This is a genomic window from Methylomagnum sp., from assembly GCF_054333355.1.
Map to the genome: position 1 here is coordinate 1 of NZ_JBTEKS010000098.1, position 12,737 is coordinate 12,737.

Genomic DNA, 12,737 nt, shown 5'->3' on the forward strand with positions numbered 1-12,737 from the left:
CATTCTCAAGCCCCACGCCGCTGACCTCGGCGTGCTGAGAAACCACCTTCAACAGAAGCTCAAGCAAGCGCCGGAATTCTTCCGCAACGCCCCCGTCATCGTTGATCTAAGCAATCTCGACCCCGACACCGAACGGCTGGATTTCCCCGCCTTCGTGGAAATCCTCCGGGACTTGGGGCTGGCACCAGTGGGGGTGCGCGGGGGCACCCAGATACAACACTACGCCGCCCAGGCCGCCAAGCTGGCGGTGCTCGCCGACATTAAATCGGAGAGTGCCCTGCCCCTGCCAGCCTCGCAGTCACAGGGCGCGGCCTCCAAGCCCGCCACGCCGCCGCCCAAATCCGCCGGGCCCACCAAATTCGTCAACCATCCCATCCGCTCCGGCCAGCGCATTTACGCGGCGGGCGGGGACTTGATCGTGCTGGCCCAGGTCAGCGCCGGTGCCGAAATCATGGCCGACGGCAACATCCATGTGTATGGCTCGCTCCGGGGCCGCGCCCTGGCGGGGGTGCAGGGCAACCTGGAGGCGCGGATTTTCTGTTCCGATTTGCAGGCCGAACTGGTCGCCATCGGCGGGCATTACAAAATCAGTGAAAACCTGGACGCGGACCTCAAAGGCCAATTGGTCCAGGTCTATCTACTGGATAACTCACTGATTATCGACAAACTCTGACCAACAGTTTTCTGAATCCTGGAGAGTCCTAGTGGCAAGAATCATCGTTGTGACCTCGGGAAAAGGCGGGGTCGGCAAAACTACCACCAGCGCCGCCATTTCCATGGGGTTGGCACTGCAAGGGCACCGCACCGCCGTCATCGACTTCGACATCGGCCTGCGCAACCTCGACCTCATCATGGGCTGCGAGCGGCGCGTGGTGTACGACTTCGTCAACGTCATCAACCAGGAGGCGACCTTGAACCAGGCGCTGATCCGGGACAAGCGTTGCGAGAACCTCTACATCCTGCCCGCGTCCCAGACACGGGACAAGGACGCGCTCTCCAAGGAGGGCGTCGAGCGGGTGCTGAACGAGTTGTCGGAGACCTTCGAGTACGTCGTGTGCGACTCGCCCGCGGGGATAGAGCGGGGCGCGAACCTCGCCATGTATTTCGCCGACGACGCCATCGTCGTCACCAACCCGGAAGTCTCCTCGGTGCGCGACTCCGACCGGATGCTGGGCATCCTCGCCAGCAAGTCCCGCCGCGCCGAACTGGGCCAGGAGCCGATCAAGGAATACCTGCTGCTCACCCGCTACTCGCCGCAACGGGTCAAGGGCGGTGAAATGCTGAGCGTGGACGACGTGCAGGAAATCCTCTCCCTGCACCTGTTGGGCGTCGTCCCCGAATCCAAGGCCGTGCTGAACGCCTCCAACGCGGGCACGCCCGTGATCCTGGACGACAAGAGCGACGCCGGCCAGGCCTATAAGGACGTGGTGCGCCGTTATCTGGGCGAGGATGTGACCCATCGTTTCATTGAAGAAGAAAAGAAGAGTTTGTTTGGCCGCTTGTTTGGGGGTTAGCCATGGGACTCATGGATTATTTTCGGTCGTCCCGGCCCTCCACCGCCGCCATCGCCAAGGAGCGCCTGCAAATCCTGGTGGCCCACGAGCGCTCCGAGCGCCACAAGCCCGACTACCTGCCCGCCCTGCAAAAAGAGCTGCTGGACGTGATCCGCAAATACGTGAACATCGAGCAGGACGCCATCACCATGACCATGGAGCAGGATGAGAACCGCGAGGTGCTGGAGTTGAACATCATCCTGCCCGACGAGAGCGACGCGAAGCGGCCCGCACGCCGTTGAGCCGCCGCCAAGATTTTTCCATTTGTTACGAGACCTAACCATGAGCTTGGAGTTGAACGAATCATCGGCGCCGCCGCCGGAAAAATCTGGGAATTTTTGAGCGGGAACGGCCCCGCCAGCGCCAGCAGGCTGGCCGAAGGCGCGGGGCTGGATAAGCACGACGTGCAGCGCGGCCTAGGCTGGCTGGCGCGGGAAGGGAAGCTGAGTGTGGAACGCAAAGGGAAGAACGAGTTCTTTAGCCTGATCCAGGAATAGGCCCGTAGGGCGGGCATGTACACATGCCCGCCACAATGGTTCGAGACAATAGTGGGCAACGACTCGTCCACGCCTTGCTTCATCCCCGCCAAACGACGGTAGACACGTCACCGCGCCCTTTCCCTCCCCGGCCCAAGCCGACCGCCTTTTTCGCCCTGCCCCCGTCAACCACCCGAAGGATTTGGGACATCAATTCAACCGAGGAACGAAATCAATGATCCTGGAAACCCTGAGCGCCATGCGCGATCTTGGCCGACTGCACGATATCGCGTCGATTTTGATCCGCTATGGCTTCGGCGACTTGGTGAAGCGGCTGGGCTTGGAGTCAATCCTGGAGCGCACGGGCAAGGCGCTCAACTGGACCCGCCTGGACGAATGGCTGCACCTAGACCCGCCCCAGCGCGTCCGCAAGGCCATGGAGGACATGGGTCCGACCTTCATCAAGTTCGGCCAAATCCTGGCGACCCGCGTCGATTTGTTCCCGCCGGACTGGATCGCGGAATTCGAGAAGCTGCACGACCGGGTACCGCCGCTGCCGTTTGAAACCCTGCGCCCGCAACTGGAAGAAGACTTGGGCGCGCCGGTCGCCGACGTCTTCGCCGAGTTCGACGAAACCGCCCTGGCCGCCGCGTCCATCGCCCAAGTCCACAAGGCCAAATTGCCCGGCGGACAGCAAGTCATCGTCAAAATCCGCCGCCCCGGCATCCGCCCGACCATCGAGGGCGACCTGCGCCTGTTGGAACGACTGGTCAGCATCATCGAGCGGGAATTCGCCGACGCCCGCCGCTTCCATCCCCAGGAAGTGCTGCGCCAATTCAAGCTGTCCTTACGCAACGAGCTGGATCTGCTCACCGAGGCCCGCAACACCGAGCGGGTAGCCAACAATTTCAAGGGCCACGCCCACATCGTCATCCCTCAGGTGTTCTGGGAATACTGCGGCGAGCGCATCAACGTCCAGGAATTCATCGCCGGAACGCCGGGACGGGAACTGTCCGGCCCGTTGGCGGCGGGCTTCGACCGCAAGCTGCTGGCCCAGCGCGGTGCCGACGCGGTGCTGAAAATGGTGCTGATCGACGGGTTCTTCCACGCCGATCCCCACCCCGGCAACTTCATCTGTGTGCCCGGCAACCGGCTGGCCTTCATCGACTTCGGCATGGTCGGCTCCTTGTCGGAACTGCGGCGCGGCCAAGTGGTCGACATGTTCAACGCCATCGTGGTCCGGGACGCGCCCACCATCGTGGAAGTGCTGCTGGACTGGGCCGACGACACCAGCCCCAGCACCGAGCGGCTGGTGTCGGAAGTGGGCATGTTCGTGGACAAATACCACGGCGTGGCGCTGCGGCAATTGCGCCTGGCGGAGATGCTCGGCGATATGGCGACCCTGATGCGCGACCATCAACTGACCCTGCCGCCGGACCTGACCATGCTGTTCAAGACCCTCGTCACCCTGGAGGGCATGGGTCGGCAGATCGACCCGGATTTCGACATCGTCAGCCAAGTGGCGCCCCTATTAGCTCGGGCCACGTTGGAACGGCACCGGCCCGAGGCGCTGCTCCGCCACGCGCAGCGCAACGTGGGCAATCTGATGACCGTGCTGAGCGCCCTGCCCCGCGATTTGCGCCGATTCATGCGACTGGTGCGGGCCGGGGCGGTCAAGGTCAGCGTGGACATGCACGAGCTGGCCCACTTCGGCACCTTGGTGGACCGCGCCGCCAGCCGGTTGACGGTGGGCATGGTCACGGCGTCGCTCATCATTGGCTCGTCCATCGTCATGACCGTCAGCGGCGGACCCACGCTGCTTGGCTTGCCCGCGCTGGGTGTGCTGGGATTCTCGGCGGCGGGCGTGGGGGGCTTGTGGTTGCTGGCCTCCATTTGGCGGACGTCGCATAGCGGAGAACGGTAGGCGTCCGCTTGAAGCGCGCCAGACATTGAAGGCGTGGGCGGGAGCCTCCATATCCCCGTCGTGGAGGGCCGACCAGCGCTAGGGGCTTATGCTTATTTGCGAATGGACGGCGGCGGGCTTAAATATCGCTCACCGTTTCCCTTCACTATTCTCCCGGCTTACAGAGTTGGGGGTGAATTGAATAAACAACTACAACACCAACACCAATAGGAATGATTGAATGGGCAGTAAGCTGTATGTGGGCAATTTAGGCGCGGCCATTGACGACCCTGAACTGGAGCGCCTGTTCGCCGACTACGGTACCGTTCACGCGGCCCATGTCGTGCGCGATCTCGGTACCGGCCAGTCCAGAGGATTTGGTTTCGTCGAACTAGACAATGAGGAAGAGGCGGAAGCCGCCCGCTCCGCCCTGCGGGATAAAGAAGTCGATGGTAGACGCTTGGTTATTAATGCGGCGCACTCGCCGCGCAATGGCACCGTAAAGAACCGGGGCTATCTCGGTAAGCGCCGGACCGGTGCGCGACCGCAACGCGAAGTATAAACAAGGGCCACTAATCGGCCGGGGATGTTTCACTCGGCCGAAAACATCGCATAAAGGCCGTAAATCAGGCCAATCCAAGCCACCAGCTTGATGATGGGCATCCCCATCAAAATCAACGCGCAAACTACCACCAGACCCGCGCCGCTCCAGGTGCTTTTTTCCGTGAGCCGTCCCAGCAGCCAGGACGAAGCAGGCTGACGGTGAGGTTTATTGGGGATTTCTTGCATGGTTCGATTCCCTCCGAGGCCATTGGTAAAGTAATGTTCTCTCCCCACGGGAGAGGGGTTGGGGTGAGGGCGATCAAAAGAAACCTTCCCTCCTCCGCCATCTATGGCATTCCACCCTCCCAGGTTCCGGTTAATACGACCCCAGGCCCGCGCTATTGGTTCGACCACCCGTCTACCCCGGCCCAAGACCAGCCATCTAAAACACAAAGTCGCCAATATAAAAATCAATTACTTAGGCTTAGCATACGTGTAAATACGTACTCATATTCGGAAGTTTCCGAATTTACGTGAAATAGGCCGATGGGTTTAATAACGGCGTCTTGAATGGCTTGGCTGTATATCGCGTCTTGAGGCTCGATCCAGGCCCGGCTTCTTCTGGGTATCTCGTTTTAATGGCGGTTATGGCTTCGATGGCTTGGGCCTTCATGCCACCGCTGGTCACATCGGCATTCAGTCCAGAATAGAAAAACATTCGGGGGGGCGGTCTGCCTGCCGCACACATCAGCATAAATCATGCACCCCGGCCTCTGTGCCGGGTTTTTTTTCAGTAAGCATTTATACATATTTCATACCGATCCCGGCAAAGGTCTAATAGTGCCCGTCCGACACGGAATAGAGGCTAACCCCCAAAGCTTCTACCGTCCGTTCGGATCAGGAAAATGGAAATTCCCGCTTAAGAGGCGCCGTTACGGAGATCGGGAGGCTGTATACCAGCCGCTGGGATGCGCCACCGGAACAAGGATGTTCCGATTTTTTTCCCCGCAATTCCTTTTTCCATCAGAAAGCCGTTCCGTTGTTCATTCAGAACGACGCGGACGTTTTTCGCGTTTTCATCTCCCCGCATGAACGCTTCTTATATCTTTAAGAAAGATTTCTTTCTTTTTTTATAATTAGCCCGGCGACAATCCGTGCATAAAGCTGATTTAAGCAATTAAACCAATAACTTACCGAGATTAAAACCTGTGCATAACGTACCCTCAAGGCTGTGTTCATTCTGTGGATAAGTTCGTCCGCTGAAGTCCGCCACCTTTTCGACACAGGTTGTACACAGCTTTTCCATGGGTTTTTCAACAGGGTTTTCCACTTCCATTGCAATGGGCCGGATCGGCCAGGCTCACCGTCCCACCCTGCCCCGTTTTTGCGGGATTGTCCTTTCAGGCTCCGCCTCCCGCCATTGTCCCGGTGCCAGCCCGGCCAGATTCCACGGACCCACCGCCCAGCGGATCAAGCGTAGCGTCGGATAGCCCACCGCCGCCGTCATGCGCCGCACCTGCCGGTTGCGGCCCTCCCGCAGTTCCAATTCGATCCAGGCCGTGGGGATGGCGGCACGATAGCGGATGGGTGGATCACGGGGCCACAAGTTGGCCGGTTCGTCCATGGCCCGCGCCTTGGCGGGACGGGTCGGGCCGTCGTTCAGCGTGACGCCGCGCCGTAGCTTTTCCAGCGCCGCCTCGTCCGGGACGCCCTCCACCTGCGCCCAGTACACCTTCGGCAGCTTGTGGCGGGGATCGGCGATGCGGGCTTGTAGCGGGCCGTCATCGGTGAGCAATAGCAAGCCCTCGCTGTCGTAATCCAAGCGGCCCGCCGGACGGACTTTTTCGACGGCGATGAATTCGGCCAGGGTGGATCGGCCCGCTTCACGGTCGGTGAATTGTGATAGAACGTTGAATGGTTTGTTGAATAGGATAAGCATAGGGGTTCGGTAACGTCCGGCTAGGTTCAAAGTTATCTAGTTAATCCTTTTTTTAACAGACAGTTAGGATTTATTCGGATTTCTTAGAACTTCCTTGTTACAAGCGCTAAATATGAGTAGAATTGTGAGAAGGCAAACGCTCACTCACGAAAAACGCCCGATTCCTACTCACATGAAGCTTACCGACACCAAAATCAAAGGCTTGCGACCGCAGGCCAAGCTTTACCGCGTAGCCGATTGCAAGGGGCTGTCCCTGGAAGTCACCCCGAACGGTAGCAAGCTGTGGCGCTATCGGTTCCGGCTCCATGGCAAGGCCAACATGCTTGCGCTTGGCGCTTATCCCGCTGTCTCCCTGGCGGAAGCCCGCAAGAAACGCGACGAAGCGGCGGAACTCGTGGCAAAGGGCGTCAACCCCGCCCACCACCGCAAGGAACGGACGGAGAACACCTTTCAATCCATCGCGGAAGAATACCTTACCGACCAAGCCGAGCTTTGGACGCCCCGCACCTTGAAGCAGCGGCGGGCGTTGCTCGAATCCCATATTTACCCCGCCATCGGCAATCGCCCTATCACCGCAATCTCTTCGGCGGATGTGCTGCGCGTCCTTCAAGCCATCGAGGCCGGAGCGCCCACGGTTGCCGTGTTTGCGCGTCAGGTCATCGGCGCTGTGTTCCGTAAGGCCGTCTGCACCTTGCGTGCCGAGTTCGATCCGTCCGCGCCACTCAGAGGCTCACTAAAGCCGCGTCACGTCAAACACCATCCCATCCTGCCGGGCGCGGAGATTCCCGCCTTCTTTGAGCGCCTGGACGCCTACACGGGTTATCCGACCACCCGAGCGGCGGCGGAATTACTGTGGCTAACCACCGTCCGCACGGCGGAACTGCTGGGGGCGCGGTGGGATGAATTCGACCTTGAGACGGGTTTATGGACCATCCCGGCGGAGCGTATGAAGATGCGGGGCGACCACGTTGCCCCCTTGGTTCCGCGAGCCGTGGAAATCTTGCGGACCCTGGAACCACTCACCCGGCGCACCGGCTTCGTGTTTCCGAACCGGGACGATCCCAAGCGGCCTGCTGCCGGGAATCTGTTGCTCAGGATGTGGCGTCACCTTGGCTATAAGGCGGGCGGGTTTTCGCCGCATGGCGTGCGTGGAACCTTTTCGACCTGGGCGCATGACAGCGGGTATCAGTCGGAACACATCGAGGCGCAACTAAACCACGCGGATAGGAACGTCACCCGAGCCAGCTACAACTGTTCGGCTTATTTGCAGCAACGGCGGGCGATGCTTGAAGCGTGGGCGGCGTACCTGGGCAACTTGAGGGGGAACGAGCGGGTTCTCCCGTTCCAGCGATCCGCCGCATAACCGAATCCTGAACCGGCGCGGGGAACGCCGGGAAGCCATTGGACGGCATAGCAACGGGCGCGGGGCGGTATCTGACCACCACCCCGAACCCTAACCACATGAACCAACCTTACACAGAGGTTAATCCCCATGGCTACAGCCAATTCTACACGCCGCGAAACCACCCACCCCTATTCCGCCCCCAGCCCTGCCGAGCGCTCACCGCTGGCGACGCTGATTAAGGCCGTGGGCGATTTGAAAGTGACGGGTTACGACAGCAACGACGCTGTGCGGCTCCACTGGAATACTGACCCGGAATCCTTGCGGCACTTGGAAAACTATACTCAGGATGCGCGGTATGTTGTCGGCTTGGGTATCGCCGCGCTTGGCGACTTGCTCTATACGGCGGCGGGGAATGAAGACGCGGGGAATATTGGCCGGGATACTTTGCAGAACACCGGGCTTTTGATTCGGTATCTTGCCGAGAGCCTTATCCCGCTGTCCGAGCTTGAGGAATCATTGAAAAATTCGACCGGGCAAGTAACCTAGTCGAGAGACCCACCACATAACCAATTAGCCAGCCCATAGCCAGACGAGGCGACAAGCGGGAATCCCTTCAACCGTTTGGGCTGGCTTTCTAATTTGAAGGGTTTTGCCTTGAAGGGGCGGTATGAATATCGGCTTTAATGAAGCCTGCAAACGGCTCGAAATATCTGATGCTGAGTTACTCAGATATATTGAGTATCTTGATGGAAACGGGCTTATATTCGCAGAATGCGTGCGCAGTTTTGCCGGACATCCAGACATAAAGCCTTGGCGGTCAGATGGGCACTGGACGATAAACCCCGCAGAAATGTACAGGCTAATATATGGTCTTGATGATAGCCTTATTGTTGAAGGGGTAGACGGAATTATAACTTATCGAAAAAGCTATCTTCCAACCTTGGAAATAAATGAAAAACTTTTTTCTGAGATAGGCAAAGAAATAATAAGGCAGCGAGATAAAAACAACAATATTCCATTTGAACCCCAGCCAGACAAACCTTATAGCCCAACATGGGGTTTACTTATTCGGGCATTAAACGAATATAACGATTGGGCTTGCAACCGCCGAAGAAAGCCAAATAAGACGCAAATCAAAGAATGGATTCATAAAGATTTAATGGAGAAAAAACCATCAAGAGAAAACGGTACATTTTGCCGGGAAGCGTGGGTTATTGGGCTTTTGATTGCTGAAAAATTTGGTGCGTCAGACAGCGAGTAAAAAACACATGCCACCTACGAAAACCCATAACTGGCGCGGAACTCAGGGGATTTAAAGATAAAAAAAGTCAAAACCTGACAGGTTTTTCTGTTACCTGACATCTTGCCTGACACATACACAATTAACCAATAATCGAGCCGTCCCTTTAATTACGTTGAGGTTCGGCAATGACTCAGGCAATGCAAGCGCTCACAGTTATTCAAATACTGCGAGCAACCGAAGTGTGCAAAGAATACGGTATCGGCAAAACCCTTTTGTATGCCAAGGGCGACCCAAAATCGCCATATCACGATCCGGCTTTCCCGGCTCCCGTTTCGCTTGGCGGGCGTTCGGTCGGATGGTATCGGCACGAACTCGAAGCATGGGCGATTTCCCGACCGCGAGTCACGCCAGAAATCAGAAAGACGAAAGCGGCACATGCGGTGGCAGGGAGGCGGGCGAAGCGGATGGAATCGGCACGAGCTTGAAGCATGGACGCCGCAAACACCCCGACCGGCGCGGAAACCCGCCGGAAAAAGAGAAGGCCGGGAAGCACTTTGAATGCCACCGGCCCTAAGTAAATCCACCAACCTGACTGGTGAACCACATGCAAAATTATACCCCGCAAACGGGGAAAGGGGCAGCTTTTGCCCGCGACCCAATCAACATCATCCTCCCACGCCTGGAAGGCTACGGCTTGCGCCGGCGCGGGCCGGACAAATGGGTTTTCCGCTGTCCGGTTCATGATGACCGCACCGCCAGCGCTGGACTTCGGGAAATGCCCGATGGGGCCATCCTCATTCACTGTTTCGCGGGCTGTTCCGTGGAATCCATCGTTTCAGCCATTGGCTTAACCCTGGCCGACCTGTTCCCGCCCCGCATCAACTTCGACCCCGAGAAACCCAAGCCCAAACCACCCCGGTTCACAGCGTCCGACCTGATCCGCACCGCTGCTTTCGAGTCCGGGATTGTCTCGTTTTGCGCCGCTGACATCCTGGCAGGTAAGCCCGTCCCCGAGTCCGATCTAGCCCGCATGGCACAGGCCATAGAGACGCTATCGGCCATTCACTTGGAGGTGAACCATGGGCATTGCTGATCGTGTTCAGGAGGACATTAAACGCGCCAAGGCGACGGGCGAGCGGTTGAGGGAAAACGGCGGAAAAAATCCCAGCCATAAAAAATCCTACACTTCCAACACTTCCAACACTGACGCGGCTTCCAACCTACACCAAGACGAAAAAATCCTACACCAAGGGGGCGAATCCTACACGGTGGGGGATGGCGAACTCGTTTACCGAGATGAGGACGGCAAGGCAAACCGCATCATTGAATCCGATGCGGCGCTAGTGCTGACCTGGGCCATGCGCGGGAAATTCGCCTATGCGGTTCAGGCGGCGGTTTGGCATGTGTTCACCGGCACGCACTGGCAACCGTGCGAATCCGCCGCAGAGGCCGAAAAATTCATCGTGGGGGCACTGTATACAGGAACATCACCCATCGGCTTCCGCCCTGGCTACATGGCCGGAATCATGAAAATCATGCTGGCGGCGGATATGTTGCCGTTGCCACCGGAGCCAGTTGGAAAGATACCCTTCCTCAATGGGCTGCTATCCATCGCGACCCGGCAGCTTGAACCGGCTACGCCCGAAAACGCGGCGACGTGGCGCATCCCGCACCACTACGTCACCGGCACGGATTGTCCCGTCTTCATGGCGTGGCTTCGATCCGCGACCGGCGGGGATGAGGGGCTGATTCTGCTATTGCGAGCCTTCATAAACGCCTGCCTGACTGGACGGGCCGACCTTCAAAAATTCCTGCACCTGCTTGGCCCCGGCGGCACCGGCAAGTCAACGCTCATTCGCCTGCTGTTCGCGATGCTTGGCCCGTCGAATTGCGCGAGTACCGACTTGCGGCGCTTGGAACAAAACCAATTCGAGACAGCCACCCTGTACGGCAAGCGCCTTGCCGCCATAACCGATTCCGACAAGTACGGCGGCGCGGTCAACGTGTTGAAGGCGATCACCGGACAAGACCCGGTAAGGAACGAGCGGAAGCACGTCCAGCAATCGGGCACCTTCATCTTTGAGGGCATGGTGTTGATAGCCAGTAATGAGCCGCTGGCGTCCACCGACTACACATCCGGCCTGGAACGTCGCCGACTGGTTATCCAGTTCGACCGGCGCATACCGCCCGAAGAAAAGGCCACGTTCCTGGCGGCGGGCGGGGAGGATCGACTGCACCGGGAGATTCCCGCCATCATCAATTGGGCGCTCGACCTCAGCCGCGAGGAAGTGACCACCACCTTCATGCACCCGCCGCAAAAGGCCGTCGAGGCCGCTTTCGAGTCGCTCACGGCTCAAAACCCGATTGCGGAATGGATCACTCACAGCATCATCCCGGAGCCGGGCGGCTGGGTTTCGGTGGGCGTCAAAAGTGAATCCCGCACTCCCGGCGGCACAGTCCTCTTTGAGGACGCTGACAGCAAACTCTATCCCAATTATTTGCGATGGTGCGGACAGAACAAACGGGAAGCCCTGGCCTTGCGGCGGTTCCGCCATGCCGTGGTGGACATGGTTAAAACCATGGGAACCGACGTGGTTGAATCCCGGCGCAGTGCCGGGCAAGGCATGACGGGTATTCGGCTTCGCAGAGATTACGAAGGCCCGCATCAATGGCCCGGAATGGCCGCAGTGCAGGATGAATCCTACACTCCTACACCTGCAAGTGTAGGAAAGAAAGCCCCGGAACCCGCGCCAGTGCAGGAAGTGAGGGAAGTGCAGGATTTTTGCCCGGAAATATTTGAAAACTTTCCGACAGACCCAGCCCCCCGCCGATGGGACTATCAGCATGGATGCTGGGTTGATGAGGTAGTTACCGATGGGGGCAACACCGAGACTACCGGCAACGGCGGGGACCGCGCCACGGGCACCAGGGCACGAACTGGGCGGTATTCCGCCGCACCGGAAGGACCGCCCCCGTTCGATGACCCGCTGACGTTCTGAAATGCCAAGGTACTTCCCCGCTGGGCGAACTGCGGGGCGAAGGCGTCTCGCGGTTTTTGGATAAATTTCACGCCTTATAGGTTGTTTTTTGTAGGAGAGCCAAATGGCATACAAAGTAGACCCGATTGACCTTGTTTTGCAGGTATGTAAAGAGCGCTGCCCCGAGATTCACGAAAGCCTTTGGGGCAAGCTGGAACGCCGGGCGCGTGTTGAGCTTGGGGGAGATACCCATTACATCCGCCGGAATTCAAACAATCGAATGTTGAATGAGCTGCGAGCCAAGCGCGACGACAGGGAACGGGAGCCGTCCGGCGGAATGCCGGAACGCATCGCTAATAACCACTTCAAAAAGGGAAGCCGATGATTCCCAGAGCAAAACTTAAAGCCCTGGAAACCGCCGCACATTGCCTTGACGCGGGTCAACCGATACCGCCCGACATTGCGGCGTGGCTGGCGGATGGGTTCCGCCGTTACTGTGTAACGCCGGATTCCGACCTTGATGGCGCTTTATTGCTGAAACCCGCCCCCGGTAAACCCTCGCCATGGAGCGAAGCCAAGCAGGCGCGGATCATTGAGTTATTCACCCGTCTCGCTCATTAGAGATGTTCCCAAATTATCATAAGTATATTGTTCACAATTGTTACTTTAAGGCTGTCAGGGTAAAATCAAGCAATATTTCCCTCAATCTTTCCTTAATGGCACTCCTACGATGATCTTTACCAGCCTCGACGACATC

At 58.3% G+C, this 12,737-nt stretch carries 16 protein-coding genes; 14 read left to right on the top strand and 2 right to left on the bottom strand.

What is annotated here, in order from left to right:
* The 6 genes from minC to ACXWUF_RS09670 form a co-directional block, all read left to right on the top strand.
* A partial coding sequence (gene minC, locus ACXWUF_RS09645; protein ID WP_458494458.1) for a septum site-determining protein MinC occupies positions 1 to 673 on the top strand: 673 nt, incomplete at its 5' end.
* Between the two features lie 31 nt (positions 674 to 704).
* Entirely contained in the window at positions 705 to 1,514 is an 810-nt protein-coding gene (gene minD, locus ACXWUF_RS09650) for a septum site-determining protein MinD (RefSeq protein WP_458494459.1), read from the top strand.
* 2 nt (positions 1,515 to 1,516) lie between these two features.
* Positions 1,517 to 1,795, top strand: a complete 279-nt coding sequence (gene minE, locus ACXWUF_RS09655; protein WP_458494460.1) for a cell division topological specificity factor MinE — start codon at positions 1,517 to 1,519, stop codon at positions 1,793 to 1,795.
* 63 nt (positions 1,796 to 1,858) lie between these two features.
* The gene (locus ACXWUF_RS09660; RefSeq protein ID WP_458494473.1) at positions 1,859 to 2,050 is read left to right on the top strand and encodes a winged helix-turn-helix domain-containing protein; all 192 of its coding nucleotides are present in this window, start codon (positions 1,859 to 1,861) and stop codon (positions 2,048 to 2,050) included.
* Between the two features lie 214 nt (positions 2,051 to 2,264).
* Entirely contained in the window at positions 2,265 to 3,953 is a 1,689-nt protein-coding gene (locus ACXWUF_RS09665) for an ABC1 kinase family protein (protein WP_458494461.1), read from the top strand.
* A 220-nt stretch (positions 3,954 to 4,173) separates the two neighbouring features.
* Positions 4,174 to 4,494 (top strand): RNA recognition motif domain-containing protein, encoded by a 321-nt coding sequence (locus tag ACXWUF_RS09670; RefSeq protein ID WP_458494462.1) that lies wholly within the window; start codon positions 4,174 to 4,176, stop codon positions 4,492 to 4,494.
* Between the two features lie 29 nt (positions 4,495 to 4,523).
* Here the strand turns inward: ACXWUF_RS09670 and ACXWUF_RS09675 are convergent, their stop codons facing one another.
* Positions 4,524 to 4,721, bottom strand: a complete 198-nt coding sequence (locus tag ACXWUF_RS09675) for a hypothetical protein (RefSeq protein ID WP_458494463.1) — start codon at positions 4,719 to 4,721, stop codon at positions 4,524 to 4,526.
* Between the two features lie 1,114 nt (positions 4,722 to 5,835).
* Positions 5,836 to 6,414 carry an rRNA large subunit pseudouridine synthase E gene (locus ACXWUF_RS09680; RefSeq protein ID WP_458494464.1) on the bottom strand — a complete coding sequence of 193 codons (579 nt, stop codon included), beginning with the start codon at positions 6,412 to 6,414 and terminating at the stop codon, positions 5,836 to 5,838.
* A 172-nt stretch (positions 6,415 to 6,586) separates the two neighbouring features.
* Between ACXWUF_RS09680 and ACXWUF_RS09685 the strand changes: the two genes are divergently transcribed.
* From ACXWUF_RS09685 to ACXWUF_RS09720, 8 genes are all read left to right on the top strand, one after another.
* The gene (locus ACXWUF_RS09685) at positions 6,587 to 7,777 is read left to right on the top strand and encodes a tyrosine-type recombinase/integrase (protein WP_458494465.1); all 1,191 of its coding nucleotides are present in this window, start codon (positions 6,587 to 6,589) and stop codon (positions 7,775 to 7,777) included.
* A 129-nt stretch (positions 7,778 to 7,906) separates the two neighbouring features.
* A complete protein-coding gene (locus ACXWUF_RS09690) occupies positions 7,907 to 8,305 on the top strand; it encodes a hypothetical protein (RefSeq protein WP_458494466.1) in 399 nt (132 codons plus the stop codon).
* 121 nt (positions 8,306 to 8,426) lie between these two features.
* Positions 8,427 to 9,020, top strand: a complete 594-nt coding sequence (locus ACXWUF_RS09695) for a hypothetical protein (RefSeq protein WP_458494467.1) — start codon at positions 8,427 to 8,429, stop codon at positions 9,018 to 9,020.
* A gap of 179 nt (positions 9,021 to 9,199) precedes the next feature.
* Complete coding sequence (locus ACXWUF_RS09700; protein ID WP_458494468.1) at positions 9,200 to 9,487, top strand: helix-turn-helix transcriptional regulator; 288 nt, start codon at positions 9,200 to 9,202, stop codon at positions 9,485 to 9,487.
* Between the two features lie 119 nt (positions 9,488 to 9,606).
* The gene (locus ACXWUF_RS09705) at positions 9,607 to 10,095 is read left to right on the top strand and encodes a hypothetical protein (protein WP_458494469.1); all 489 of its coding nucleotides are present in this window, start codon (positions 9,607 to 9,609) and stop codon (positions 10,093 to 10,095) included.
* Complete coding sequence (locus tag ACXWUF_RS09710; RefSeq protein WP_458494470.1) at positions 10,082 to 12,001, top strand: DNA primase family protein; 1,920 nt, start codon at positions 10,082 to 10,084, stop codon at positions 11,999 to 12,001. The genes ACXWUF_RS09705 and ACXWUF_RS09710 overlap by 14 nt, the downstream gene beginning before the upstream one ends.
* Before the next feature lie 103 nt (positions 12,002 to 12,104).
* Positions 12,105 to 12,365 carry a hypothetical protein gene (locus tag ACXWUF_RS09715; RefSeq protein ID WP_458494471.1) on the top strand — a complete coding sequence of 87 codons (261 nt, stop codon included), beginning with the start codon at positions 12,105 to 12,107 and terminating at the stop codon, positions 12,363 to 12,365.
* Positions 12,362 to 12,601, top strand: a complete 240-nt coding sequence (locus ACXWUF_RS09720; RefSeq protein WP_458494472.1) for a hypothetical protein — start codon at positions 12,362 to 12,364, stop codon at positions 12,599 to 12,601. Before ACXWUF_RS09715 ends, ACXWUF_RS09720 begins: the two co-directional genes overlap by 4 nt.
* The last annotated feature ends 136 nt before the right edge of the window (positions 12,602 to 12,737 follow it).